Genomic DNA, 24,703 nt, shown 5'->3' with positions numbered 1-24,703 from the left:
CCTCGTTTCATTCCGGTGAAGTCATTTTTTCTGGCTTCATGGGAATGAAGTACCGCGTCCCAATGAGTACTATTTTTCCTGCTTTTTTGATTTTGATGCACGTTATCATTTTTTTTAAAAATAGCTGTTCTATTTGAATGATAATGGGGTATGTAAAACGTATAGAACCTGATAGTGGGTAAAATAATAAAACCCAAAGAGGGGATGGAAAAATGGATAATAACCAGGAAGAACTTGAAAAAGAAATGGATAAAGCCAGTAAGAATTATTCGGATGAAAAGTTTTGGGACAAGTTAAAGAAGTTTGCCAAAAAAGCGGGGGCGTCCGTCGTTTATGCGGTATTGTTGCTATACTTCACTCTGCAAAAGCCACAAGTGCCTGCAAAGGCCAAGGCGATTATTATTGGAGCTTTAGGATATTTCATTCTCCCATTTGATTTGATTCCTGATATTGCGGTTGGCTTGGGTTATACGGATGATTTAGGCGCCTTAGGCGTTGCACTGCTTCAGGTAGCCATGTATATCGATGATGATATTAAGCAAAAGGCGAAGGAAAAACTTAAGGATTGGTTTGGGGATACGGTGGATATCTCAGATATTGATGGGAAAATTGGATAGGGATTAACCCAAAAGTCGGTTTCTGCTTCTTGCAGGAAACCGACTTTTTCCTTCTATTAAGCCGTTCTCTTTTGGAGTACCCGCATAGGAAAAAGCATATATTAAAACAAGTATAAAAGCAGTGGATTTAACAACTGAAATAGAAATAGCTCTGCTTTTAGCACGTTTATAGGAAGATAATGTTGAAATTATTTATCCTGGCTTGTTCAACTGAACGGAGCAGGTTTCTTGTAGAAGGAATCCATTCAAGATACGTTGAATTATATATCAATCATATTTTAGACCGAGGTGTAACTGGTGGGAAGCGACCGATATGCGGGCAGCTGGACTGAATCAAATTTTATTGAAATCAATTGCTCGTATAGTAAGGAAAACCTTGTTGAATTGTTAAAGATTGTGGTAAATAAAACAAATCAATATACTCATCAACAAATTTGTAATTGGTGTGATATGCATTATATGAATGAGAATGGATTAAATGATGAAAAGCTATACGACATATTAGAGGATATTTCTGCACAGTGGGATTTATATTTAGCTAACACGTACTCGCTTAAAGAACTACAACAGTTGGACTTTTCTAAAGTAAAACTGCCCACCGAATGGTTCGAGGGGTGGTTAAAGGAATTAACTTAACAACTTTTTGATTAGAAGTTTGTGAAGTATTGTACTTGCGCTAACGGGTAGCATTACTTGAATAATGGTAATGCTTTTTCTTATTGAAGTACCCTGGCAGGATAGTTGAAGAAAGATTGATATAAGTCTTGAAGTTATGAATGTTAGGGTGATTAATTTGCAGTATATAAAATTGTATTTTATAGGTACACTTTTTAGTTCCATCTTTTTTCTTATTTTCTTTTGCTTGTATGCTGTGTTTCTTGGTGAAGAGATTGACTACTTATCATTACCGTTTATGTTTGTTTTTGTCTTTTCTATTTACTTGTTAATAGCTAATCCTATTACTGTCCTGGTTCAAATTTTATTGAAAAAATACTTTTGGTATCACATTATTCTTCTCACTATTATTGTGTCGATTGTGTCGCTTCTTATTAATTATGGCATGGCAGTAAATATAAATATGGATTTGTCTTTGCCAACATCTAATATTTTGGCTGGTAATTATATTCATTTTATTATCTATTCTTTTATAACAGCACTTCCTTCCGTTTTTGGAGTTGAATTTTTCAACCGAAGTTAGAAACTTTAAAATATAATGTTGAGTTTATTCTATGACAGTTTCTTCACAAACTGTGGCTTGAGAAAAGGAACAGCTGCCATTTTCGGCGGCTTTTCTTATTGAAGTAACGGTGCAGGTTAGTTGAGTAATGAATATTTTAATCCGAAATGGGTATACTTTCACCTAAATAAATATATTATTCGGAATAATAGGAATAAATTTTGACTTAGCACTCGTGTCTATGATAATTTGAAGAGGAGGCGAATAAAATGGCATTTAAATCTAAGAATATCTTTATCAATTTACCAGTAAAAGATGTAAAGAAGTCCACCAACTTTTTGACGGAGATCGGTTTTGAGTTAAACTCACAATTCAGCGATGAGAACACATCTAGTATAATCATCAATGACAATATCTTTGCTTTAATCATGAATGAAGAACGTTTCAAAGAGTTTAGTAAGAAGGAAATTGTGGATACTACTACTGCCTCAGAAGCGATTTTTTGCTTATCGGCTGAAAGTCGAGAGCAAGTGGACGAGTTGGTAAATAAGGCACTTTCAGCTGGCGGCAAAACCGATAGCGAGCCTCAAGATCATGGATTTATGTATGGATGGGGTTTTCAGGACTTAGATGGTCATTTATGGGAAGTCGTTTATATGGATGAAAATGCATTTTAATCAGGGGTAAACTTTTGGTAAAGAGTTAGATTTTTTTAGGTTTGATATTATAATGGATGATACCTTAACAGGTATCATTTTTTAATTTATTTTTTATAAGATTAGAAATATGTGAAGTAATGTACTTAAAGTAACGGGGTGCTTATGTTTAATAAGAAATTTTAATGACGACAGGCTAACTGTCGTTTTTTTGTTATCAAATTATCAAGTCTATTCGCATTGCAATTAGCAAAGGCATAATTTTTATTATGCTCGTGCTAATTTACCTGCTATTTATAATGTTAATTTTGGTATAAGAATTGTCATAAACCCCAATAAATCAACAAAATAGCAGAGCGAATTCATATGCGAATAACTCTGCTATTTTAGCTGCTTTTATATGTGTTTTTATACCTGTGGATACTCCAAAAGAGAACGGCCTATCCTTCTATTGCTGTCGCTTTTTTTCTTTTTTAAAAGTGTAAAATAGATAGAGCCCAATTAGTATATAGGCGATGGCTATACCAGCGATGGCCTGTGTCACTTCATCGAAAGAGGTATAAGATAGCAAAAAGGTCGGCAGATGAAAGGCGACTAGGATGACAGGCAAAACGGCTGTCTTCCCCCAAATGGAAAAATAGATGACAAAGCATAGAAAAAAGATGCCAATGATGGCGCTGCCGATCCAACCAAAATCAATGATTGGGGTGGTAACCATCGAATCAACGATGAGCAAACCGACGAAAAACGCCATGTTAAGGAAAATGGGTAAGCTGATGATGAAAATTTCCTTGACTCTCGAGACTTGATTTCTAGCAATATAGCGAAACGCACCGAAAACCCCTGCAAGGAACAAAAGACAAAAGACGATCGATCCGCTGATTTTTAATACACTATACTGCAATGGGCCCTCTAGGAGGTCCCCGAAAATAGTAAAGGACATACCACCGAGGATAACGAGCGGAACATATTTTGCCCAGGCACGAAAATCCGTCTTCATTTGAGTAGATATGCTCGTCATGTATTCTTTTGGAGAGGCACCGATGATCTGATCAATTGATTTACCATTTTGTTCCGCCTCATATAGATGAACCTCGAGTTCTTCCGTGATATCCTTAATCTCTTGATCGTTTTTCCCGCTTGAAAACAAGTATAGCTTTAAGTCATCAATAAATTTCGTGCTTTTCGAGGATAGTTGAATTTCCCCCATTTTCTCCACCTCAATCTTTGATTTCTTTTCTAATAATGTTGTTCACGCTTTTTTCTAATTGGCTCCATCTGGTCATGAAATCCTCTAATGCTTGCTTGCCGTCATTGGTTAAGGAATAGTACTTCCTCTTTGGACCAGCGGTTGAATCTTTGCGCACAGAGGTGACGAGTCCTTCCCGCTGCATTCTCATTAACAGGGGATAGATGGTGCCCTCACTTATTGTGCTGAAGCCATATTCGCTTAAACGCTCGGCCATCTCATAACCATAACACTCTTTCCCGTTAATGATGGCTAAGAGGCAGCCATCCAGGATTCCCTTCATCATTTGTGTATGTGACATTTCCTTTTCCACCGTTCTTATTATCTTGTTTTACAAGGTATATACTTAGTATAGTGAGGATTACCTTGTAATGCAAGGTTTTGTGGAAAGGAATGTATGATTCGACAAAATTCTTCCAAAAAACTAAGGCTGGTTCGTTTTAACAAAAGGGTTTTGATCACTTTTAATCAATTGATTGATTAGTTGCATGAAGAAGTAATCAATCGTTTGATTAAAACTATGTTTTTACCTGAAATATGGGGATTCGGGCGGTATTTAGTGTGAGGAATTTGTAAGATTATGGATTGGTTTCAATTCATGGTGAAAGATGCTCATTTCTGACTTCTATAATGTTTAGGCTCTGTTATGACTGAATGCTGATTTCACTATGTTTAGAAAATAAACGTACAAATTTCCTTTATATCGGGAAATACCCATATTTCCTTACTAATAAAGGAAGTTTTTACGCTTATATGATCCAAATCTATGGATTTTCCTTTATTTAGAGCAGATAAGCGAAATTTCTCCGCTTATATTGGCTGTTTTAGCTTTTCAGCAACATTAGCGGAAAATTCTACCCCTATCAAATCTCGTACTCCACGAAAATCAACAATGAATTATAACAGCCATCCATATAAAAAAATTGCAGATAACCAAAAAGAGCCATCAAAGGCTCTTTTCATCCACTAATTCACTAACTTTTCGGGGTTCTTTACTTTAATAGATATAACCTCCCCGCAATCCAAACAAACGGTGAAGACTCTCTCGGAACCAATTGCCATTTTCTTATCTACTGGCCGAAGATTGATATAATCCATTGCTTGTACAAAAGAAGTGCCGCCGCAACTTTTACATTTCATTTCCAAAGCATTCATGTATTCTACCCCCTTTTAACTCTTTTTTTTATACGCACTTTATATAGGAAAAGTTTCGCGATTTCCAATATTTTACTCATTGATTTCAATTGAAAATACAAAAATACTTATCTGTCAATGACAATTTGTGGTAAGGTATAATTAACAATTTTGAAAATTATAAATAGGGAGAAAGGAATGAACTAGATTTTTTTCTCCAATAACATAGATTGGTGGAGTGATTTTGATTGAGCCAGTCACGAGCCAGGATGTGATCTCATCGTGGCCTTCTTACTATATATCCTAGGGGAAAGGATTTGATAGAGATAGATGAACAGTCCTGTTAGTAAAATTAAAAGTGAGAAGAAGCTCCTATTAAAAAAATATTTAGATGAACAGAGAAACGGGAAACTGTTTTCCCAAAACCAAGATGCTATTTTTGTTTTAGACCTGGAAGGGAAAATCGTTGCGGTAAATCCAGCTTTTGAAAGCTTATCAAGGTTTTCGGCTGATGATTTTATCGACCTGAAGCTTCAATATCTTTTTCCCATTGATAGTCTTGATAAATTATTTAATCATTTTCATAAAACGGTCTTAGGGCAGGTTCAAAACTTTGATTGCAGGATGTTTATAAAAAGTGGAAATCCATGTGATTTAAATATCACCAATATTCCAATCATTGTGGATGACCAAGTGATCGGTGTGTGTGCGGTAGTAAAGGATGTTACCCAATTAAAAAAGAATCATGAAATAGGCAGGAAAATGGAAGAGGTGCAAATGTCTTTAACGGATTATGTTTTAGATATTATTGTGTGCACAAATTTGCTGGGTAATATCCTTTATATATCCCCGTCTTGTCAACAAATCCTTGGCTATGCGCCTGATGAATTACTGAATCAAAATCTTCTATCCATGGTGCATTCTGATGATATGGGAAAAACAGAGTCGGTAATGCAAGAAGTGGTGGTGAACTTAGTCAATGGAAGGACTAGCTATCAGCTGCGCAAAAAAGATGGGAGCCATGTTTGGGTTGAAGCACTTTGCCGGGCCGTAGTCGACCCTGAGACCCGTAATATCATTGAAGTGGTCAGTGTGATACGAGATATCACCGAAAGAAAAAGGGCGGAAGAAGAATTATGGAGTCGTAAAAGGGCATTTCAAAGTCTGATTGAAAACTCGCCGGATGCCGTCATCATTGCTAGAAATGAAGAGATCCTTTTCATTAATGCAACCGGTGTCCATTTATTGGGTGGCAACAGTTCAGAGGAAATTATGGCGCAATCATTATTCGATTTTGTCCATCCAGACTACCACAGCATTGAAAGGAAAAGAATGGAATCGGTCGAGAATGGCGCTATCGCAGACTTTATGGAGTATAAGTTTATTCAAATGGATGGGACGATGATGGATGTTGAAGTGAAGGCGATCCCTACTTTTTTTCAAAATCAGCCCTGTCACCATATTATTGTCCGCGATATTTCGGAAAGAAAGAAAACCCAGGAACTATTATTGAATTCGGAAAAATTATCGATTGCGGGACAATTAGCGGCGGGTATCGCGCACGAGGTCCGCAATCCACTGACTGCGATTAAGGGGTTTCTTCAATTAATGGAGGCGCAGCTAGATAATAAAACCTATTTTCATATTATCCAAGGTGAAATGGATCGCATTGAGCTCATTCTTAGTGAACTATTGGTTTTAGCAAAGCCACAGGCTACGAAATTAGGAATTGAATGTGTCAATGATTTGATTGATGATGTCAAAGCGCTCCTGGATACCCAAGCGATTATGAAGGATATTCAAATTGAAATCATCAACGAAATTGGCGATTTACGGATGAAGTGTGATAAAAATCAATTAAAGCAGGTGTTTATTAACTTCATAAAAAATGGCTTAGAGGCGATGCCGGATGGCGGAAACATCCTCATTGAACTGAAAAAATATAGTGAAGAGAAGGCGAGAATCCTCATTAAGGATACGGGGACAGGAATTCCACATTCGATCCTAAAGCGAATTGGCCAGCCTTTTTTTACAACGAAAGAGGGCGGAACAGGTTTAGGCGTCATGATTTCAAAACAAATCATTGAAAATCACAACGGAACGGTTCATTTTTGGAGTGATGAAAAGGGAACGATGATTGAGATCATTTTACCGTTTAACCTTTAAGTTATTTTACATTGCTCGCTCCCCTTTGTGGCGGCTGGTGATAATGTCAAAAACTGAGTTTACCGAAGTTTTTCAAAAAAACTGTGAAAATTTTCAATAGTTTCATATAATAGGTAATGTACTCATGCGATTCATTTTTTAAAGGCATGCAAGGGCTCGGTGCCTGAGCTTGTTGACGGGGGGAGAAAGATTCAATGGCTAATGAGAATGAGGTTTTATTCGATAAACAGAATGAGCCAAAGATAAAGGTTGAGAGGAAAGAGGGAGAGCCGACGGCCGCTTTCAAGGGAGCTTCTTGGGGAGCGCTGTTAGTAGGGGTTTCTGCCTATCTCATCGGTTTGTTTAACGCCGCAATGCAGTTGAACGAAAAAGGATATTACTTTGCTGTGTTAATCTTCGGGCTTTATGCATCGGTCTCTTTACAAAAAGCGGTCAGAGATCGAGAAGAAGGGATCCCGGTTACCAATATTTATTACGGGATTAGCTGGTTTGCGCTGATTGTCGCGATTGCCTTAATGGCGATCGGTTTATACAATGCCGGAAGTATCGTTTTAAGCGAAAAAGGCTTTTATGGGATGTCCTTTGTGCTTAGTATCTTTGCTGCGATCACGGTTCAGAAGAATATTCGCGATACACAAAGAGCTAGAGAAAGAGATTAAGTTATTCCGAAAGAGAGTGGTCCTTGGTGATAAGGGCCGCTCTTTTGTGTTATTTGTGAGGTTGGCATCATTCGTAACTTCATTAAGGGTGACGGTTATCTCGTTTTTCAGTATAATCGATTTAAAAGTAAGAGTAGGTCGGTGAGTATAGGGTGAAGAAAATAACAGTTGAAAACTTGGTTCAGAGGTTTTCATTGAAAGTACTGGCTGGCGAAGGACATTTAGAGAAAGCGATTACACAACCAAGGGTGCATCGTCCAGGCCTGGAGTTCGTGGGCCATTTTGATTTTTTTCCAACAGAACGAGTTCAAATTTTAGGAAAAAAGGAAATTACTTATTTACATAAGTTGAGTAAAGAGGAACGGAAAATCCGAATCGGAAATATCGTCCATTATCATCCACCCTGCTTTATTGTAACGGCGGGTGAGGAGGGGCTTACCTATTTAACACAGCATTGTGTCGAACAGTGTATTCCTTTGTTAATCACTAACCAGCCGGAGATCACTTCCGAGTTTATTACCAAATTGGATGCGTACTTGGTGAAGGAATTGGCACCCGAAATTGCGGTGCATGGGGTTTGTTTGAATGTGTCGGGCATTGGGATCTTACTCCGCGGAGCCTCAGGTGTAGGGAAGAGCGAGACGGCACATACATTGATTCGCCGGGGCCACCGGCTGGTCGCAGATGATATCGTGGTCCTTAAGAAACTGAGTCCGCAGACAATTCTCGGAACACATGACGAGAAAACGAAGGAGTTTTTGGCGCTTCGCAGTATTGGTTTGTTGAATGTGGTTCGCCTTTACGGGCGCAAGGCTTTTCAGGACGAAACCCGAATTGCGTTGGATATTCATTTAACGAAATGGGAAAAAGATGCCTTGTATAATGAGTTGGATCAGGAATTTCACTATACCGAATATATGGATGTGAAAATTCCCTCGATGGAGATTCAGCTCCAGCCCGGACGTGATGTGGCGGGACTGATTGAGGCCGCGGCCAATAACTGGTATTTGAAGCAGCAAGGCTACAGCGCAGCCGAAGAGTTCATGAGCCGAATTGAGGCGGATATTTCGAAGACTGGATTGGAATAAGGGTTAAGTAATGGGTGATACGTGGGGCTGTAGTAATTGATGAAGCAACGTTTGAAAAGAAGGTATATCAATGAAATGGGCAGATATGCATTTTTCATGGTTGAAACCTAGAGGAAAAGCTTCCGTGTCAGGAAGCTTTTTTTTCTCTTCTTTTTATTAAAAATAATGCATTAATCCAGGCGGTAATCGGAATAATCAGCGCTACACCGATTCCTGCACAAAGGATGGTAATCATTTCCGCACTAAAGATTTTGGAATTGATGATTTCTCCAATCGTATAATGTAAATCTTTAAACCAGATGAGCAAGGCCAGGTAGCCCCCAAAGAAGGCAAAGAATAACGTATTTGTACTGGTTCCTAAAATATCCTTACCGATACTGATTCCAAAAGAAAATAATTCTTTCCTGCTTACGTTTGGATGATGGTGAAACATTTCTCGCATCGGAGAGGAAATGGCAATGGCCGTATCTGTAATGGCACCAATGGTACTCATAATGATAACGGAAGCTCCAATTTTCACAAAATCTATTCCAATATAAAGGGAAAAGATGCTGAGTTCCTCGACTTCTTCTTCTCCAAATCCTTGTATCATGGCCGATTCTGATATGATCAAAATAAAAAAGAGCAGAATCACAACGGTGACAATGGTAGAAAGGAAGGCTGTTTTTGTCTTGCTGTTCACTTCATTAATATAAAAGAGATTAATGCAGCTGATCACGATTGATGCAATCAACGTTAAGATAATGGGATCCGCCTGTGGGATGGTCATGATAAATACTGTAAAAAGGAGCACAGCAAAGTTTAGGAAAATCGCAAAAAAAGACCGTTTCCCTTTATTGCCGCCAATTAGGATCATCAGGATAAATAAAATGGCTCCCAGCCACAGTAATGTATTCATATTCTAGCCCTCTTTCGCTTCACGAAGAAAATCGTAATATATAGTCCTATTGGGATGGTTAATACAATTCCAATTCCGCCAGCCAGGGCCCGAGCCATTTCCAATGAAAGATTCATGGAAAGGGTAAAGAACAAGGGGGAATTGTTCTTGAAATATAAGATAAGCATGGGAATGGAACCACTTATATAGGCAAAAAACAAAATATTCGTCATTGTTCCCATAATATCTTTGCCAATCTCCATTCCGGAAGCCTTAAGAGCCTTTACGGAAATATTATGGTCCTTTTCATACAGCCCAAAGATGGAAGAGGACATGGTAATGGCTACATCCATGACCGCTCCGAGTGAACCGATAAATAACCCTGCAATAAATACAGCTTTATACGGACGAGTGAGAAATTGCATTTCTTCATAGCGAAGGCCTCTTTCGGACGTTAACCACATGACAATATAAGTGATCAGCAGCGAAAGGAAGGTCCCTAATAGTGTCGCAATAATCGCTGCGTAGGTTTTTTCATTAAAGCCGTTAACAAGCAGCAAAGAAAGGGCGGTAAATAAAATGACGCTTATGCTGCAAATCCATAACAAGCTGATAGCGGAGGTATTGATGAAAACATCCAATGCATAGGATAGGATGACGGCATTGATGGCTAAGCTGATAATCGATAACAGCCCTTGTTTCTTTCCCACGATAAGGAGAATGAAGATAAAAACCCATGCGATCATTACAAGGTATTTATCCCGCTTCACTTCTATTATGTATCCGGTTAATTCCGTATCTTTTGCGGTGTCTGTATCAATGGAAACAAATAAATCATGACCAACATGGTATTCTTGATCATAGGCTCCGGATGTGGAATATTCATTCGTTAAATGGATCGTCTGCCCTTTTTTATCGCCATTTTTTATTTCGGCTAATAGTTGCTGGGTGTATTGCCGATCTTTATTTTCATGCAGGTCCGTCGTTTCTGTTGAATCTACCAGCCTCGTTTTCGTGACTTCGGCGATTGGACGTCCATAAAAGGAATGATTGTGATATACAAAAAAGAGAGAGGCAGCAAAACATAGGACTAATAGGGAATACCAAAATATTTGTTTGTATGTCATTTTTTTATAGGCGTTTACGATTACATTCAAAAAAATACCTCCGGAAAAGATGTCATTTGGTTTCTGAGCAGAGTAAAAGCGACAGCTACACACATTTCCCTCACGTTAGAACTATGGTGGATAAATGTACACTAAGAGTATTATAAATGAGGATATGGTTAGTGGACAAACTTGCCAGTGTCACCACCACCCCGAACTTTGCCAGTGTTTGGAACGTTTTAACAGCAATACGTATCAAACACCTCCTGATAATAAAACGATTGAAATTTAGCATCGGCGATTCCGTAGAAGTAAGCAATCGGGTTCTTCACTTTAGCGGATTTCATTTTGCTAATAAGCTGCTTAAAGGAATGGATCGCGATTTCTAGCACCTCTGGTTTTTCTTCACAAACATTGCGATAAGCAGCGATTTTCGCCATTTTCCAATATTCCTCAATGGTTTTTGCATCTGAATAGAAATATTTTACCTGCTGAACAAAATCCTGTGGAACTCGATCACTTACAAAATTGTGATCTAATTCCAACGGTTCTTCTGTACGTTTATTAATCTTTTGATTATTAGTTTTAGAAGGATTAATAGTTTTATTTAGGTGGTTCAATTTTTCCTGTTGGGGTGGTTCATTGGAAGGAAAACGATTAAACACGTAAAGATTACTAGACTGAGAACCATTTTTTCGTTCCGTTTCATGCATGGTCAGAATACCAATTTCCTGTGCTTTTTGTGTCATACGCTTAAAAGTTGAGCGAGAAATTCCGTTCTCGTGATACTCCTCGTTAATCGCTTTTAGAATCTTCCCGATTTTCGCATTGCAAACTCCTGGAATTTTCGCAGCAAAACGAACCAGCCGTTTTAATCCGACTAGCTCGCCTTTTGTAAAATCCTTCTTATGTTCCAACAACCACATTTCAATATGGGTATTAAACTCCTTAAGACTGCTAAATTGTGAAAACTGCTCGAACCCCTCAATATTGCCTGATTTTAAATTCATATTTTTGCACCAGCCTCTCTACCTTCTATTTAGAAAAGGAAGGCAGAATTGGGCAGGGTGATTTGAAGGTAATTGTTACAAAATAATGAACATCTTCGTATAAAGCATTTGCAGCTCAAGAAAAATTCTTTGGAAAAATTTCAGCCTGACCCTATCCTTGTTACCTCTTTTTTTCTATATAGAAAGTGAAAGGAGGTGATCGACGATGGCACAGGCACTTTTAACAGGTTCGAAACTAAAATTGTCGTTTCAAGTTGGCATGGACGATGATGGCAAGCCGATCATGAAAGCGAAGACTTTCAGCAACATTAAAAGAGAAGCAACGGTTGACCAGCTTTGGCAGGCTGCGGAAGCGATTTTCTCTTTAACTGCTGATCAGCTTAGCAATGTAGAGCGTATTGATAGCTCTGATCTGCTAGAAAACTAATGCGCTCAAAAAAATTAATAGGATAGGAGGTGAATAGAATGGCAAAAACATTAGAATTGCAGTTTTTAACAGAAAACGGGAAAACAGCGCGTATCAGCGTGGATAATCCGAAGGAACCGATTGAGGAAGCTGTCGTGAAGGCTTCGATGGAGGCGATTGTTGCATCTGGAGTTTTCTTCACTCCCAATGGAAACCTAGCTTCAGCTGAAGGAATTCGCGTGATCGAACGTAATGTGACCGACTATGAAATTTAATCATCAATGAGGCCGGGTTCCTAAAGGTGGAAGCTGGCATTTTTTAAAAAAGGAAAGGAGTGAATCATAGTGGAACAGTTAATTCCGTTCATTAGTGATGTGGGATTCCCAATCATTGTTACGCTTTATCTGCTGTATCGCATCGAGTCAAAGCTTGATTTGGTCGTGCAATCTATTCAGAATCTTCCAGAACGAATGAAGGGGTGACAAAGATGAAAAGTCAGGCTCGGGCCTGACTTTTTCTGTTACTATTAGACGAGCCGAGGAATTTATGCAACACATCACCGTCATGAATCTTGTGTATTTTTGAATGTGAGAATGAACCCTTTCCCACGATAATTTTCAATCGTAATAATATCTTTTGTTTTTTTACGAATGCGATAAATTAACGCGTTCACTTCTTCAAGGCTGACATCTGGAGTCGGATCATCATTTGATACGATTCTTTCCTTCCACACACATCTTTTTATTTCTTCCGTCGTGATAAACTGTTCCCTTTGATTGACAAAGAGCTCAATGCATTTATATTCCTTTTCAGAAAATTCATAGATATCGTCACCGACCAGCAATTCATTCGTAAGTGGATTTAATACAGGGGTGATCGGCACTGCCCCTTTTTGTAAATATCCGCTAAGATCCGCCGTTTTTTCTAGGCTGGAAGTTGAAAAGGAAAACTTAATTAAGCCATTCGCGATCGAGATTTTATCCATGTCTTTAAGTCGTATTTCTTGATTGGGTTCTAGTTGTTTATGATTAACGAATGTTCCATGTTTGCTATGTAAATCTCTGATGTAAAATATTCCGTCTTTAAGAAAGATTTCGAGATGATTTCTAGATACAAAAATATTGTGAAAGGGAATGTCCGGATGACTATCCTTGGTTTTCCGGCCAATTACTGTTTTTGGAAGGACTAATGAAAGAAATGCCCCTTTTTCATAGGGTGAACCAGTTTCAACTATAATAAAGGAATTCATCGGGATCTCCTATTAATCTACTATGTTATCAGTGATTTATTACTCTTTTACTATTGAGTAGCTTTCTAGCATTGATTATACTCTTAACATATTTATTATTCACGTAAAACCGGGAGGATTTTTAACAGTGGAATTTAAAAAAATCATAAAGAGAACACTTTGGTTCATTCTTTTCCTGGCTCTATTTATTTTCGTCAATAATAGTTCTTTCTTTACGAAGGAACGGAGCGGAGAGCCAATTCTATTAGCCCATCGGGGAATGGCACAAACCTTTTCGATGGAGGGGATTACCGGAGAAACCTGTACCGCCGAGCGGATTTACGAACCGGAGCATCCATATCTGGAGAACACGTTACCATCGATGGAAGCGGCATTTGAGGCAGGGGCCGATATGGTAGAGTTCGATATTCAACTAACGAAGGACGGAGAATTTGCGATTTTTCATGATTGGACACTCGAGTGTCGAACGAATGGCAAGGGCGTTACTCGTGAATACACGATGGAGGAACTGAAGAAGCTGGATATTGGTTATGGCTATACAGCTGACGGTGGTAAGTCCTATCCTTTTCGCAATAAGGGTGTAGGGCTCATGCCGACCATTACTGAAGTATTGAAGGAATTTCCGAATCAGTCTTTTCTCATCCATATAAAAAGTAATGATCCTGATGAAGGCAGGCAATTAGCCCAGTATCTCTCAAACTATCCTGATGAACGGCTCGAAAAACTCACCGTATATGGGGGAGATGAGCCGATTACTGCTTTAAAAGAAGAATTACCAGCTATGCGAGTCATGTCCAAAGCGACATTAAAAAGCTGCCTCCTGCCCTACATCGCCACTGGTTGGACAGGTTATGTTCCATCATCCTGTGAGAACACGCAATTACATATACCTGAAAAATATATAACATTCATGTGGGGATACCCAGCAAAGTTTCTAAATCGAATGGAAGAAGTGAATACAAGAGTCATCATAGTTGCCGGCAACGGTGAATGGTCAGAAGGCTTTGATCAAGAACACGACCTAGACCGCCTCCCTGAAAAATATAACGGAGGAATCTGGACCAATCGCATTGATGTCATTGCTCCGCTTGTACAATAGATTTGGTAGATTCGATGCCTGTCACCGGCTTGATAGGAGATTGGATACCGAAAAATCATAAAAAATAGAAAGATGGTAGCCAAAAGGGAAGATTGGATACCGAAAAATCATAAAAAGCAGAAAAGCGGTAGTCAAAAAGGCAGATTGGCTACTCAAATAACATAAAAAACAAAAAAGGGTCGCCAATCAGCTGAATTGGCGACCCGAGCATTATAAAGGAAAGTGTATCGGTCGCTAATAAGCCTTTTTACTAGATGATTTGGGTTAAAATGGTAAAATAAAGAAAAATACAAGAGGTTGTCTATGAAACTATTTGAGTCAAATAAAGCTAGTAAGACCATTGATAGGATCAGGATTATCAATGATGTTTCGATTTGTATTTCAAAAGGGGAAAAAGTGGCAATCACGGGTTCAAATGGATCGGGGAAAAGCAGCTTACTAAAGCTGATTGGTGGTTTCTATGAAGGAACCGCGGGACAAGTCAAGCGGGCCAACATAAAGATAGGATATGTTCCCGAACACTTTCCGGAAAACATCCGTTTCAAACTAAAGGAATTTTTAATACTCACAGGCAAAATGAGTGGCGCAGCCACAGAGGAAATCGAGAGAAAAATCGAAAGCTATGCAGAGCTATTTTCGATAAAAAATTTTTTACATACCCCTTTAAACAACTGTTCGAAAGGAACTAAACAAAAGGCGGGAATTATCCAAGCGTTAATAAAAGACCCGGATTTATTATTGTTAGATGAACCACTGACAGGGCTGGACGATCGAACGCAAATGGAGCTGTTGAATCAGCTCCGGTCACTAACAGGGGAGAAAACGATTATTTTCACCGCACATGATTCATGGTTGATCAAAGAGTTGGCGGATCGTATTTTAAGAGTAGACGGAGGACAAATCGTATCCGACACTATGAAAAGTGAAAAGTCTGAAAAAATTAGAATCTTGACCGCGCAAATCCCCACTAGCGAGAGCCTCCACGGTATTCCATGTATTCGTCATCAATGGATTGGTGAAAGCACCGTGGAAATGTTGGTTTCAACTATGGAGTCAGATCAAGTTTTGAAGATGTTGCTTGAGCGGGGCTGTTCCATTATTGAATTAAAGGAGATGAGGTAGGGAAATTGTCAGCTTTTATTCGTTACCAAACAGTTAGCTTTATCCGCTCGTTAAAATTTATCCCTCCCGTCGTTGTCTTTTTAGCTTGGGTATTTATCCAATATGCCTATAAAAATGTCCCGATTCTTAGCAGCTACGGTGGCTCTTCAATTGCCCTCTACTTAGCGGCGGCATGGATGACGATGGCCATTTTTACCTTACAAAAAGTGAGTGAAAAGCATATCTTATTTACACATCTCGGGAGCAAATTAAGTTACTTGATCGGCACATGGTTGGCTGCACTGGTTATGATGCTACCGCTGCTTTTGTTTGCTATCTTTTTTCCGATTGTAACGGGCAGCTTCAAAGGGAGGATGACGGTAGAACTATATGCATTTTCCTTTTACAGCCATATTGTCTTCACTTTATTTGGCTTCATCGTAGGAACTACTTTTTCAGCCACAAAGCTGGCGGTTAAAAAATATGCTTGGTTGGCTGCTGTTTTTGTCATTGTCGTCTCGCTGGCGGCCAAATCTCTTATTGAAGCTGCTCCTGTTTTAAAGGCCATTGTTTGGATTTTCCCGCCCGTGTATCAGGTGATTGACCATATGAGTGGCGGGGAACTGCTCGTGATGGGGGAATCGATGCTGGCCCATTGTCTATTTGTCTTTGGGTATATCCTGATAGGAGGATCCATGACCATGTGGTTTTTTCGAAAAAGGCATAGCTAGGTTGTAACATCTGTTTTTTTGTCGAACTTTATTTTATTCTTTTTTTGTTAGTATGTTAGTATTGTACTTTATAAAACTATTTGGAAGTTTTGTTGAACAGGTTGTAAATTTAACATTTTAAAGTAAAAGCATTTCTTTTATTAATGAGAAATGCTTTTTATTTTTGTTAAAATTAAAAGGATATTCCGATAACAATAATAATATAATGAAAAATAATATTAATTTATTGTAAAACGATAAATCGTGTGTTAAATTTGTATTGTTATTAAATATGTGAGGTGTTTTATATGAATGTTAAACGAGGTTCTACCACTTTCTTAAAGGTCATTATTTTTCTGGTTGGAATTGCAGTGCTTGCAGTGTGTATATATTTTTTACCTGAAGCAGCAAGAAGAGATATGATAGAGCGCCCAGGTGATTATTCGCTATATCCTCTTTTGGTATGTGCATATGGAATATGTATTACGTTTTCTGTGGCGTTGTATCAAGGATTTAAACTTTTAACCTATATCGAAAAGAACAATGCTTTTTCTGAATTATCTCTTCAATCTTTAAAGGTAATTAAAAAATGCACTTTTACTGTCACTTTTTTCATTTTTTTAGCAATAGTTTATTTAAGGGTGCGTGTTCAATTCATAGGTGATGATGCAGCAGGTCCAATATCTCTAGGTCTAATGGGCATCTTGGCAACAAGTATCATCGCAGCCATTATCGACGTGCTTCAAAAACCTATAAAGAGTGTCTTGGATTCGCAGCCAAAAAACAATTAACATTTTGAAATATAAGAGAGGTGTTTTTTATGAAGATCACAACCACATTATTTTTGAAGATAGCTGTTATTCTCATTGGAATTCCGGTTCTCGCTTTGTGCATATTTCTGGTTCCTGAACTGGCTGATGAAGTAGCAGATTTCTTAAGGATCCATTCCATAAAATATATCATTTTCATCCTTTTATATGGAGGGGCATTACCTTTTTACTTCGCCCTTTATCAAGCTTTTAAACTGTTAAGTTATATAGACAAGAACATTGCTTTCTCTGAATTGTCTGTTCGAACTTTAATGAGAATCAAATACTGCGCCATTACCATCTGTAGTTTGCATGTCTTAGGTTTGCCGCTTTATTATCTCGTGGCAGATAAAGACGATGCTCCAGGTCTCATATTTGTTGGAATGGTCATTCCTTTTGCTTCGTTTGTTATCGCAGTATTTGCTGCTGTTCTCCAAAGGCTTTTGCAGGAAGTGATTAACATAAAATCAGAAAATGATTTGACGGTCTGAGGTGGAGGATATGGCAATTATTATTAATATTGATGTGATGTTAGCAAAACGAAAAATGAGTGTAACGGAGCTTTCGGAGAGGGTTGGGATTACAATGGCGAATCTTTCCATTCTAAAAAATGGCAAAGCAAAAGCGGTTCGTTTTTCAACATTAGAAGCGATATGTAAGACTTTGGATTGTCAGCCAGGTGATATTTTGGAGTACAAAAGCGACGAAGAAACCCACAAATAACAGACAACAAATTTCTTAAAACAGCATGATTAGGTAGCGAAAAAAAGATGAAGGGATAGCGATTAAGCTATCCCTTCTTTGCGTTTATTTATTGTGTAGTTCCACTACCAGTCTCGGTATCCGGGCCATTACCGTTCCCGGTACCACCACCAGTTTCAGCACGATCAACAGTAACCGAAGCTGAGGCTGGTCCACTAGTACCTGCTTCATTTGCTGCTGTTACCGAAAATACATAGGTTTGGCCTGGCTGCGGGTTTGGTAATGATGCTTGTAATTCCGATGTTGTAGTTAAGGCTTGCGTACTGCCACCAACCGTATAGGTAACGGTATATTGGACGTTTTTCGAATTTCCTTTTTCCTTCCAACTAATCGTGATCAGATTCGACTTTTTATCATATTTTGCTTGTACATTCGTTGGACTGCTAGGTGCCTCTTGTTTCTCTTCCACTGTAATTGAAGCAGACACACCATTACTTTTTATATCATCCGAAATCGCAACAATCGTAAAGGTATATGCTTTTCCTTTTTCCGGATTCGGAAGAACGGCTTGCTTCTCACTGGTAGAAGTTAATGCTGTGGTATTTCCATCTACAGTATAAGAAACATCAAAGGTTGTTTCAGTCCCATTTTCAGAAGCGTGGTCCCATGATAAAAGAATACTATTGGAAGCTTCATCATATTTAGCGGAAACGTTGGTTGGCTCAGCCGTTTTCGCAGCTTGTACCTTTTCTCCACTCTTAACATAATATTCCTTCCCTGATTTCGCCACACTATCAGGTTGTTCGAACTTATCCGTACTTGTCGATACCTTAAACATAATTGCTTTAAAAAGTAATTTAGAGAAGTGCTCCGTTTTACTATCTAAATAGTCATCCGCTGTTGTTGTTTTGCTGTATCCTGTCCATACGGCTCCCGTATATTGCGGGGTATATCCGACAAACCAGGCATCTCTAACGGCATTGTTTGGCAAACCGTATTTCGATATGGTCTGTTGATCAAAGTTCGTCGTTCCCGTTTTTCCAGCCAGGTCTAGCTTCGGAAGATTGGCCTGTGTGCCGGTGCCTGAGTCGACAACCGTACGTAACATATCGGTAATTAAGAAGGCGGTGTAATCCTCCATCACTTTTTTCTTCTCAGGGATTAAGTTTTCCTCACGTCCATCTGGATAGACCATTTTTGTCACGGTATGTGGTTCAATATAGTAACCGCCATTGCCGAACGCTGCATAGGCGCCTGCCATCACCAGTGGCGAAGCGGCATCGATGCCGCCAATGGAGTTGGATTCATTCGGTTTTTGCTCATCGGTAATTGGGAATCCGAGACTTCTGGCGAAGGAAGTCGCATCATCGACCCCTACTTCTTGAAACGCTTTTAATGCCGGGATATTCCGTGACCATGCTAAGTGTTCACGCATCGTCTTATTGCCTGCATACTTGCGATTCGCATTTCGAATTGGGGTTCCATTTGAGTATTGATATTCTTCATCTTTTAACAGATGTCCCGTCGACCATTTGAATTTTTCAATCGCTGGACCGTAGTCAAGAATCGGTTTGATCGTCGAGCCAGGCTGGCGTTTCATCATCGTTGCATAGTTATAACCGCCGTTTTGATAATTTCTTCCGCCGCCAATCGCTTTTATCGCTCCCGTTTGGGTATCGGTAATCACAATCGCAGATTGCAGGTTTTCATTATCTGGAAAGTTGACATCGACATTGGTGGAAAGGGCATTTTCCGTTATTTGTTGGATTTCTGGATCAAGGGTGGTGTAAATTTCCAATCCATCTTCAAAGATGTTCGCACCCGTTTTTTCTTGAACTTCTGTCATTACAGTATCAACAAATGCCTGATAGTTATTGGCTTTTGGCATTTGAATATTTAATGTATCTTCAATTGGTGTACTTTGTGCATTCTCCATTTCTGATTTTGAAAGGTATCCATGTCGATTCATATAATAAAGAACCATATTTCTTCTTTTTTCAGCGTTAGCAAGGTTTTCTTCGACTGTTGGTTTGTATCGATTTGGACTTTGCGGAATGCCGGCTAATAGTGCTGCCTGTTCTAGTGTTAATTGATCCAGTTCATCAGGACCTAATCCAAAGTAACGTTCAGCCGCTTTGGCAACGCCGTAGACATCGCTTCCATATGGATTTTTGTTAAAATACATTTCTAGAATTTGATCTTTGGTAAATTTTCTTTCTAATTGAACAGCGAGATACCATTCTTGTATTTTTCTTGTCGGTGTTTGCTCAAGCGATAGAAATGAATTTTTTACAAGCTGTTGCGTAATCGTACTACCACCGCCGCTCTCTAAAGAGCCTGTAGTGAGCACTTTAAAAATCGCTACAAGGGTACGTTTTACATCGATTCCATGATGCTTATAGAAACGAGAATCTTCTGTCGCGATCACGGCATCCTTTAATATATCTGGTATTTGCTTCACACTTATATCATCGCGTTTTTCAGTGCCGACCTCAGCAATGAGGGTTTTCTGGTCACTAGCATAAATTTTGGATGATAACGGATCCTTTAATAATGTTTCGTCAAACTTCGGAGCGTCTTTTATTATCCATAAAAACCCACCCACTCCAGCTAAAAGCATCACGACTCCTGCGATTAAGATAAAATATAAAACCTTTTTCCAAAGACTTTTTTTAGGTTTATTTTGTTGCTTTTGCTTTTCCTGTCCTTTTTTCCTTCGCTCTACGCGAGAACTACCATTTTCTGACATTGTAAATACTGCCTCCAACTTCGTTTTTTCATAGGATAAAATGAGTTCATTATGAAGTTTACATAATAAGCCAATAATTATTCAATAGGTATTGAATGATAGAACGATGATAATTTCATTTTAACGTATAAAACAGAGAAAGGATAATCAGAAGTCTTTCGGATTTTGTTGATTGGCAGCGAAAATGGAGACCGTTCGTCCGACAAAATTTTTATGAAAAGGAGTAGGAGTTCGTTTTTTAAAAGGGGTTGAGCGTGAATTAATCAAACGTTTGATGGGCCGAGTGAATGTTGAAAACACTCGAAAGAAGGTCCGGAAATCCTTGAGGCATCAAGGATTTTGGACGCTAGTGCGGTTATTAAGGTCGTTTTGAAACGTTACTAATTGTTCGTTTAGTACGGATATATAATTTGCCATAGCAATCCTTACGACAGAAGGGTAGTAACGACTGTGGAGTTCTAGTTCACATTCCTCTAAATCCATCTTTTTTACGGCTATGAGTTTATGTAATTCTTCTATATTCATTGGCGGTTCCTCCTAATTAAGGTCCTTTTTATTAAGGATGGTCAGGAGTTTAAAATTCTAAACTTTCAGAAAAATACTTTTCCCACCAAATGTTGATCTGAAGGTACAGGTTGTGCTTTCACGCTGATCGGTAATGTCACATAAAATACCTTATCAGAAGCGGGGTGAGCACAGTGAATAAATGGGTAAAGGCAGGTATTCTAACATACCTTTCGCTGCTATTCTTTGGAAGTTTTATTGCTGTTGGGTTTTTATGGACAGGGGCCCTTGATAAATCGCTGCCGTTTTTAGTTGATATTAAAATCTTTCTTTATTATTTCTTTGCTGGAGCGATTGGTGGGTCACTACGGCATTTATATATGTTTTGCTCCCATTATATGGCCGATGAACTCCATGATTATCGAAAATGGATTATGTATATTTTTTATCCGATTTTTGCGACAGGGACTGCTGTCGTCGCGGTCACCTTAATTCAAAGCGGGATCTTATTGGTTGAGTTTGTCGATTTTGAAGATGCCCCTTTTGCTCAAATCAGTATGGCTTTTATTATTGGCTTTGGATTCAATCGTTTTGTTAATAAACTCAATGCCGTTTCGCAAAATATGTTTAAGACTGAAAATAATCATAAGAAAAATGGTCAGTAAGCGTTGTTTGAGAAAAACATGAGGCTGAATTCAAAGTTGTTTTACATAACGGCTTTTGAATCAGCCTTTTTCATACTGGCGGAAGGCGAGAAATAGTTGCGGATGGCGAGAAATACTTGCGGATCGCGAGAAATACTCTCGGATGGCAAAAAAATTATTCGCTGCTCAAAAAAATCCCCCCTGACCCTGTCCTTTTCACCTCACTTTTTCTATATAGAAAGTGAAAGGAGGTGATCAAGGATGGCACAGGCACTTTTAACAGGGTCAAAATTAAAATTGTCGTTCCAGGTAGGCATGGACGACGAAGGTAAGCCGATCATGAAGGCGAAAACTTTCAGCAACATTAAAAGGGAAGCAACTGTTGAGCAGTTATGGCAAGCAGCAGAAGCGATTTTCTCTTTATCCGCTGACCAGCTAAGTAATGTCGAGCGGATTGACAGCTCTGATTTACTAGCTAACTAATGAGCCCAAAAAATCGAGAGGATAGGAGGTGAAATAGAATGGCAAAAACATTAGAATTGCAGTTTTTAACCGAGAACGGGAAGACCGCGCGTATTAGTATCGATAATCCGAAGGAACCAATTGAGGAGGCGGTTGTGAAGGCTTCTATGGAAGCGATTGTGGCATCAGGCGCTTTCTTTACAGCAAACGGAAATCTTGCTTCTGCACAGGGAGTCCGCGTGATCGAACGCAATGTAACTGACTATGAAATTATTTAATCGAGCAAGAGGCCGGATTCTACTTTAGGAATCCGGCCTCTTTGCAAAATAAGGATAAAATTGTATAATATTAACAATTTGATATTATTAGAGTATTCTTTGGAGGTGGTTAGTTGAAATTAAAAGGTTTTATTGTTTCCTTGCTAGCGCTTGTATTAACCACAGGGGGACTATTTCTCATTGGCCATTTGTTCACCATCCCTTGGTTAATGTTTCACTCCGAGTATATAAATAATGCTGAAAAGCTTAGCATTACAACCGGTTCAATGGTTCCTTTAATTATTGGCTTGATTGTATGTTTCTTTGTGGAAAAGATTTATATGAATAGACACCGACAAAAACTTGGTTGAGGAAACCAGGTTTTTTTTCAAAAATGGTGATTAACTTCTTTATATAATAAATAAAAAATCGAGTAAGATTGCACCCGATTTTTATTAAACTAAGTAGTTGCTATTTGATTTCTCCCTAGCCGTTTGGCATGATATAATCCCCGATCCGCTTCATCAATTTGCTGATCTAAGGACTTCTCATGAGAAATGCTGCTTAATCCAATGGAAATGGTTATTTTTTCAGATGGTTGCGTTTCTTCCCATAGAGGTGATAATTTTCTACTACTTGGATGATTCCATCTATTACAGTGGGTCCCCCAAGTTTAAAACAATACAAAGCAGGTAAGAGTGTTGAAATCCAACAACCCCATTTCCATCCCTATAAATAAGAGGTATCCTTCCTTTGGTTTAATTTTCAAAATAATGATTGTATTTTCGTTATCCATATTATAAAATTATTAAGAATGATAATCATTATCAATGAAACTAAACGTAACCAGACTTACTTAAATATATTTAGTCAAACAGTGTGATAGACCTTTTCGGGGAAGGGAGCAAGGAATGATGGAGAATGAATTATATGATGTAACGATTATTGGTGGAGGACCTGCGGGGCTTTTTTCCACTTTTTATAGTGGTTTGCGAGAAATGAAGACAAAGATCATTGAGTTCCAGGATCGCCTAGGTGGAAAGGTTCATGTCTATCCTGAAAAGATGATTTGGGATATTGGGGCGATGACCCCGACTTCCGGTGAAAAATTGATCGAGCAAATGACCGAGCAGGCCTTAACCTTTAGCCCAACCGTCGTTTTAGGCGAAAAAGTCACATCGATTTCGAAGAGTGAGGAAGGCTATTTTATTCTCCAAGCCGATTCTGGAGAAAAGCATTTTTCCAAAACGGTCATTCTTGCCATCGGTGGGGGGATATTGAATCCGCAAAAGTTAGAAATTGAGGGTGCAGAAAAATTCGAGATTGCCAATTTGAATTATACGATTAAATCACTCAAACGATTTAAAGATAAAACGGTGCTGATTTCAGGCGGAGGACATACGGCGGTTGACTGGGCGAATGAACTAGAGCCGATTGCGAAAAAGGTGTACGTAACCTATCGCAAGGACGCCTTTAATGCCCATGAAGCGCAGGTAGCACAGCTCCTGAATAGTTCAGTAGACTGTATGTTTTATACAGAGATTACGAGGTTAATTGCGGATGAAAATCGCGAAGTCATTCAACAAGTAGAATTGAAGAATCATGTGACGGGAGAGATTTCCCTTGTTGATGTGGATGAAGTAGTCGTGAATCATGGCTTTAATCGCGAAACGAAATTACTTGAGGAAAGTGATTTGTCGATTAAGATGGCCAATGAGTACTACATAGCTGGAAATTCCGTTAGTGAAACATCTGTGCCAGGTCTGTATGCCGCTGGGGATATCATCAGTTATGATGGCAAGGTTCATTTAATTGCAGGTGCCTTCCAAGATGCCGTCAATGCCGTCAATAAGGCAAAGCAATTTATCATGCCAGAGGCTGAAGGATATGGCATGGTATCATCGCATAATGAACTATTTAAGAAACGTAATCGTGAATTAGTCGCGCAATTAATCAAATAAGGAACGTAGAAGGGGGACTGGATTTTCAGGGCCCCTTCTTTTTTTTCAAAATTGCGCAGGTGAAATGCCAGATCGCGCAGGTAAACGGACAAATCATGCAGGTAAACGATCGAAAATGGCAGGTACCAAGGGCCAATCTGCAGGTAAAGGGCAATGAACCCAATCCCCGAATCTAAAAAACTAGATAAAGGAACTTACCCCAGTCCCAGACTTGTTTTTTTTAAATGAATTTGGGTGCAGCATGAAAATGTGCAGGTAAAATACTAGATTCCGCAGGTAAACCTCCCAAAAATGCAGGTGCCAAAATCTAA

Annotated in this window: 29 protein-coding genes and 1 pseudogene; 20 read left to right on the top strand and 10 right to left on the bottom strand. The window is 38.8% G+C overall.

What is annotated here, in order from left to right:
- The first annotated feature begins 212 nt into the window (after nt 1-212).
- The 3 genes from ACWM35_RS12430 to ACWM35_RS12420 all read left to right on the top strand — a co-directional run bounded on the left by ACWM35_RS12430 (nt 213) and on the right by ACWM35_RS12420 (nt 2,471).
- Nucleotides 213-617, top strand: coding sequence for a YkvA family protein (locus ACWM35_RS12430; RefSeq protein WP_454818825.1), 405 nt, complete (start codon nt 213-215; stop codon nt 615-617).
- A 297-nt stretch (nt 618-914) separates the two neighbouring features.
- Nucleotides 915-1,253: a hypothetical protein gene (locus ACWM35_RS12425; protein WP_454818823.1), complete on the top strand. Its 339-nt coding sequence runs from the start codon at nt 915-917 to the stop codon at nt 1,251-1,253.
- An 810-nt stretch (nt 1,254-2,063) separates the two neighbouring features.
- Complete coding sequence (locus tag ACWM35_RS12420; RefSeq protein WP_454818821.1) at nt 2,064-2,471, top strand: VOC family protein; 408 nt, start codon at nt 2,064-2,066, stop codon at nt 2,469-2,471.
- Between the two features lie 427 nt (nt 2,472-2,898).
- Here the strand turns inward: ACWM35_RS12420 and ACWM35_RS12415 are convergent, their stop codons facing one another.
- The 3 genes from ACWM35_RS12415 to ACWM35_RS12405 all read right to left on the bottom strand — a co-directional run bounded on the left by ACWM35_RS12415 (nt 2,899) and on the right by ACWM35_RS12405 (nt 4,854).
- Nucleotides 2,899-3,660 (bottom strand): HAAS domain-containing protein, encoded by a 762-nt coding sequence (locus tag ACWM35_RS12415; protein ID WP_454818819.1) that lies wholly within the window; start codon nt 3,658-3,660, stop codon nt 2,899-2,901.
- A 10-nt stretch (nt 3,661-3,670) separates the two neighbouring features.
- Nucleotides 3,671-4,000 (bottom strand): PadR family transcriptional regulator, encoded by a 330-nt coding sequence (locus ACWM35_RS12410; protein ID WP_454818817.1) that lies wholly within the window; start codon nt 3,998-4,000, stop codon nt 3,671-3,673.
- A gap of 665 nt (nt 4,001-4,665) precedes the next feature.
- Nucleotides 4,666-4,854 (bottom strand): hypothetical protein, encoded by a 189-nt coding sequence (locus tag ACWM35_RS12405; RefSeq protein ID WP_454818815.1) that lies wholly within the window; start codon nt 4,852-4,854, stop codon nt 4,666-4,668.
- Nucleotides 4,855-5,163: 309 nt separating this feature from the next.
- Here ACWM35_RS12405 and ACWM35_RS12400 point away from each other — a divergent pair, with 309 nt between their 5' ends.
- The 3 genes from ACWM35_RS12400 to hprK all read left to right on the top strand — a co-directional run bounded on the left by ACWM35_RS12400 (nt 5,164) and on the right by hprK (nt 8,746).
- Nucleotides 5,164-6,999 (top strand): PAS domain S-box protein, encoded by a 1,836-nt coding sequence (locus ACWM35_RS12400; protein ID WP_454818813.1) that lies wholly within the window; start codon nt 5,164-5,166, stop codon nt 6,997-6,999.
- Between the two features lie 194 nt (nt 7,000-7,193).
- Complete coding sequence (gene yiaA, locus ACWM35_RS12395; protein ID WP_454818812.1) at nt 7,194-7,658, top strand: inner membrane protein YiaA; 465 nt, start codon at nt 7,194-7,196, stop codon at nt 7,656-7,658.
- 152 nt (nt 7,659-7,810) lie between these two features.
- Nucleotides 7,811-8,746: an HPr(Ser) kinase/phosphatase gene (hprK, locus tag ACWM35_RS12390; protein WP_454818810.1), complete on the top strand. Its 936-nt coding sequence runs from the start codon at nt 7,811-7,813 to the stop codon at nt 8,744-8,746.
- A gap of 127 nt (nt 8,747-8,873) precedes the next feature.
- Here hprK and ACWM35_RS12385 read toward each other — a convergent pair whose 3' ends face one another.
- From ACWM35_RS12385 to ACWM35_RS12375, 3 genes are all read right to left on the bottom strand, one after another.
- Nucleotides 8,874-9,644, bottom strand: coding sequence for a YibE/F family protein (locus ACWM35_RS12385; RefSeq protein WP_454818808.1), 771 nt, complete (start codon nt 9,642-9,644; stop codon nt 8,874-8,876).
- Nucleotides 9,641-10,780 carry a YibE/F family protein gene (locus tag ACWM35_RS12380; RefSeq protein WP_454818806.1) on the bottom strand — a complete coding sequence of 380 codons (1,140 nt, stop codon included), beginning with the start codon at nt 10,778-10,780 and terminating at the stop codon, nt 9,641-9,643. Before ACWM35_RS12380 ends, ACWM35_RS12385 begins: the two co-directional genes overlap by 4 nt.
- Before the next feature lie 188 nt (nt 10,781-10,968).
- Nucleotides 10,969-11,739 (bottom strand): hypothetical protein, encoded by a 771-nt coding sequence (locus ACWM35_RS12375; RefSeq protein WP_454818804.1) that lies wholly within the window; start codon nt 11,737-11,739, stop codon nt 10,969-10,971.
- A gap of 205 nt (nt 11,740-11,944) precedes the next feature.
- Here ACWM35_RS12375 and ACWM35_RS12370 point away from each other — a divergent pair, with 205 nt between their 5' ends.
- The 3 genes from ACWM35_RS12370 to ACWM35_RS12360 all read left to right on the top strand — a co-directional run bounded on the left by ACWM35_RS12370 (nt 11,945) and on the right by ACWM35_RS12360 (nt 12,627).
- The gene (locus tag ACWM35_RS12370) at nt 11,945-12,166 is read left to right on the top strand and encodes a DUF1659 domain-containing protein (RefSeq protein WP_454818802.1); all 222 of its coding nucleotides are present in this window, start codon (nt 11,945-11,947) and stop codon (nt 12,164-12,166) included.
- A 38-nt stretch (nt 12,167-12,204) separates the two neighbouring features.
- Nucleotides 12,205-12,420: a DUF2922 domain-containing protein gene (locus tag ACWM35_RS12365; RefSeq protein ID WP_454818800.1), complete on the top strand. Its 216-nt coding sequence runs from the start codon at nt 12,205-12,207 to the stop codon at nt 12,418-12,420.
- A gap of 69 nt (nt 12,421-12,489) precedes the next feature.
- A complete protein-coding gene (locus ACWM35_RS12360; RefSeq protein ID WP_454818798.1) occupies nt 12,490-12,627 on the top strand; it encodes a YvrJ family protein in 138 nt (45 codons plus the stop codon).
- 80 nt (nt 12,628-12,707) lie between these two features.
- Here the strand turns inward: ACWM35_RS12360 and ACWM35_RS12355 are convergent, their stop codons facing one another.
- Nucleotides 12,708-13,394, bottom strand: a complete 687-nt coding sequence (locus ACWM35_RS12355) for an FHA domain-containing protein (RefSeq protein ID WP_454818796.1) — start codon at nt 13,392-13,394, stop codon at nt 12,708-12,710.
- Nucleotides 13,395-13,521: 127 nt separating this feature from the next.
- Between ACWM35_RS12355 and ACWM35_RS12350 the strand changes: the two genes are divergently transcribed.
- From ACWM35_RS12350 to ACWM35_RS12325, 6 genes are all read left to right on the top strand, one after another.
- Nucleotides 13,522-14,493: a glycerophosphodiester phosphodiesterase family protein gene (locus ACWM35_RS12350; protein ID WP_454818794.1), complete on the top strand. Its 972-nt coding sequence runs from the start codon at nt 13,522-13,524 to the stop codon at nt 14,491-14,493.
- A 303-nt stretch (nt 14,494-14,796) separates the two neighbouring features.
- Nucleotides 14,797-15,615, top strand: coding sequence for an ATP-binding cassette domain-containing protein (locus tag ACWM35_RS12345; RefSeq protein ID WP_454818792.1), 819 nt, complete (start codon nt 14,797-14,799; stop codon nt 15,613-15,615).
- A 5-nt stretch (nt 15,616-15,620) separates the two neighbouring features.
- Nucleotides 15,621-16,325 carry a hypothetical protein gene (locus tag ACWM35_RS12340; RefSeq protein WP_454818790.1) on the top strand — a complete coding sequence of 235 codons (705 nt, stop codon included), beginning with the start codon at nt 15,621-15,623 and terminating at the stop codon, nt 16,323-16,325.
- A 287-nt stretch (nt 16,326-16,612) separates the two neighbouring features.
- Nucleotides 16,613-17,095: a DUF2975 domain-containing protein gene (locus ACWM35_RS12335; protein ID WP_454818788.1), complete on the top strand. Its 483-nt coding sequence runs from the start codon at nt 16,613-16,615 to the stop codon at nt 17,093-17,095.
- 29 nt (nt 17,096-17,124) lie between these two features.
- Nucleotides 17,125-17,604, top strand: a complete 480-nt coding sequence (locus ACWM35_RS12330; protein ID WP_454818786.1) for a DUF2975 domain-containing protein — start codon at nt 17,125-17,127, stop codon at nt 17,602-17,604.
- 10 nt (nt 17,605-17,614) lie between these two features.
- Nucleotides 17,615-17,836 carry a helix-turn-helix domain-containing protein gene (locus tag ACWM35_RS12325; RefSeq protein ID WP_454818784.1) on the top strand — a complete coding sequence of 74 codons (222 nt, stop codon included), beginning with the start codon at nt 17,615-17,617 and terminating at the stop codon, nt 17,834-17,836.
- 88 nt (nt 17,837-17,924) lie between these two features.
- On the opposite strand, the gene ACWM35_RS12320 is transcribed toward ACWM35_RS12325, so the two are convergent.
- A complete protein-coding gene (locus ACWM35_RS12320; protein WP_454818782.1) occupies nt 17,925-20,564 on the bottom strand; it encodes a PBP1A family penicillin-binding protein in 2,640 nt (879 codons plus the stop codon).
- A gap of 330 nt (nt 20,565-20,894) precedes the next feature.
- Entirely contained in the window at nt 20,895-21,089 is a 195-nt protein-coding gene (locus ACWM35_RS12315) for a hypothetical protein (protein WP_454818780.1), read from the bottom strand.
- Between the two features lie 173 nt (nt 21,090-21,262).
- Here ACWM35_RS12315 and ACWM35_RS12310 point away from each other — a divergent pair, with 173 nt between their 5' ends.
- The 4 genes from ACWM35_RS12310 to ACWM35_RS12295 all read left to right on the top strand — a co-directional run bounded on the left by ACWM35_RS12310 (nt 21,263) and on the right by ACWM35_RS12295 (nt 22,802).
- A complete protein-coding gene (locus ACWM35_RS12310; RefSeq protein WP_454818778.1) occupies nt 21,263-21,733 on the top strand; it encodes a hypothetical protein in 471 nt (156 codons plus the stop codon).
- Nucleotides 21,734-21,973: 240 nt separating this feature from the next.
- Nucleotides 21,974-22,195, top strand: a complete 222-nt coding sequence (locus tag ACWM35_RS12305) for a DUF1659 domain-containing protein (RefSeq protein ID WP_454818776.1) — start codon at nt 21,974-21,976, stop codon at nt 22,193-22,195.
- A 38-nt stretch (nt 22,196-22,233) separates the two neighbouring features.
- The gene (locus ACWM35_RS12300) at nt 22,234-22,452 is read left to right on the top strand and encodes a DUF2922 domain-containing protein (RefSeq protein WP_454818774.1); all 219 of its coding nucleotides are present in this window, start codon (nt 22,234-22,236) and stop codon (nt 22,450-22,452) included.
- A 113-nt stretch (nt 22,453-22,565) separates the two neighbouring features.
- Nucleotides 22,566-22,802, top strand: coding sequence for a hypothetical protein (locus ACWM35_RS12295; RefSeq protein ID WP_454818772.1), 237 nt, complete (start codon nt 22,566-22,568; stop codon nt 22,800-22,802).
- 89 nt (nt 22,803-22,891) lie between these two features.
- On the opposite strand, the pseudogene ACWM35_RS12290 reads toward ACWM35_RS12295, so the two are convergent.
- Nucleotides 22,892-23,047: pseudogene (locus tag ACWM35_RS12290) on the bottom strand (diguanylate cyclase domain-containing protein); the annotation flags it as partial.
- 295 nt (nt 23,048-23,342) lie between these two features.
- On the opposite strand from ACWM35_RS12290, the gene ACWM35_RS12285 reads away from it, so the two are divergent.
- Complete coding sequence (locus tag ACWM35_RS12285) at nt 23,343-24,392, top strand: NAD(P)/FAD-dependent oxidoreductase (protein WP_454818770.1); 1,050 nt, start codon at nt 23,343-23,345, stop codon at nt 24,390-24,392.
- Nucleotides 24,393-24,703 lie beyond the last annotated feature (311 nt).

The sequence above is a fragment of the Neobacillus sp. K501 genome, assembly GCF_053749995.1.
This window is presented reverse-complemented; position numbering and strand designations above follow the sequence as displayed.

Bases quoted from the DNA above. Each gene is read 5' to 3' on its own strand.
- ACWM35_RS12305 (WP_454818776.1), top strand. From the start codon at position 21,974: ATGGCACAGGCACTTTTAACAGGGTCAAAATTAAAATTGTCGTTCCAG.
- ACWM35_RS12325 (WP_454818784.1), top strand. From the start codon at position 17,615: ATGGCAATTATTATTAATATTGATGTGATGTTAGCAAAACGAAAAATG.
- ACWM35_RS12285 (WP_454818770.1), top strand. From the start codon at position 23,343: ATGATGGAGAATGAATTATATGATGTAACGATTATTGGTGGAGGACCT.
- ACWM35_RS12365 (WP_454818800.1), top strand. From the start codon at position 12,205: ATGGCAAAAACATTAGAATTGCAGTTTTTAACAGAAAACGGGAAAACA.
- ACWM35_RS12405 (WP_454818815.1), bottom strand. From the start codon at position 4,854: ATGAATGCTTTGGAAATGAAATGTAAAAGTTGCGGCGGCACTTCTTTT.
- ACWM35_RS12330 (WP_454818786.1), top strand. From the start codon at position 17,125: ATGAAGATCACAACCACATTATTTTTGAAGATAGCTGTTATTCTCATT.
- ACWM35_RS12430 (WP_454818825.1), top strand. From the start codon at position 213: ATGGATAATAACCAGGAAGAACTTGAAAAAGAAATGGATAAAGCCAGT.
- ACWM35_RS12300 (WP_454818774.1), top strand. From the start codon at position 22,234: ATGGCAAAAACATTAGAATTGCAGTTTTTAACCGAGAACGGGAAGACC.
- ACWM35_RS12375 (WP_454818804.1), bottom strand. From the start codon at position 11,739: ATGAATTTAAAATCAGGCAATATTGAGGGGTTCGAGCAGTTTTCACAA.
- ACWM35_RS12400 (WP_454818813.1), top strand. From the start codon at position 5,164: ATGAACAGTCCTGTTAGTAAAATTAAAAGTGAGAAGAAGCTCCTATTA.
- ACWM35_RS12345 (WP_454818792.1), top strand. From the start codon at position 14,797: ATGAAACTATTTGAGTCAAATAAAGCTAGTAAGACCATTGATAGGATC.
- yiaA (WP_454818812.1), top strand. From the start codon at position 7,194: ATGGCTAATGAGAATGAGGTTTTATTCGATAAACAGAATGAGCCAAAG.
- ACWM35_RS12420 (WP_454818821.1), top strand. From the start codon at position 2,064: ATGGCATTTAAATCTAAGAATATCTTTATCAATTTACCAGTAAAAGAT.
- ACWM35_RS12355 (WP_454818796.1), bottom strand. From the start codon at position 13,394: ATGAATTCCTTTATTATAGTTGAAACTGGTTCACCCTATGAAAAAGGG.
- ACWM35_RS12320 (WP_454818782.1), bottom strand. From the start codon at position 20,564: ATGTCAGAAAATGGTAGTTCTCGCGTAGAGCGAAGGAAAAAAGGACAG.
- ACWM35_RS12335 (WP_454818788.1), top strand. From the start codon at position 16,613: ATGAATGTTAAACGAGGTTCTACCACTTTCTTAAAGGTCATTATTTTT.
- ACWM35_RS12315 (WP_454818780.1), bottom strand. From the start codon at position 21,089: ATGAATATAGAAGAATTACATAAACTCATAGCCGTAAAAAAGATGGAT.
- ACWM35_RS12410 (WP_454818817.1), bottom strand. From the start codon at position 4,000: ATGTCACATACACAAATGATGAAGGGAATCCTGGATGGCTGCCTCTTA.
- ACWM35_RS12370 (WP_454818802.1), top strand. From the start codon at position 11,945: ATGGCACAGGCACTTTTAACAGGTTCGAAACTAAAATTGTCGTTTCAA.
- ACWM35_RS12385 (WP_454818808.1), bottom strand. From the start codon at position 9,644: ATGAATACATTACTGTGGCTGGGAGCCATTTTATTTATCCTGATGATC.
- ACWM35_RS12415 (WP_454818819.1), bottom strand. From the start codon at position 3,660: ATGGGGGAAATTCAACTATCCTCGAAAAGCACGAAATTTATTGATGAC.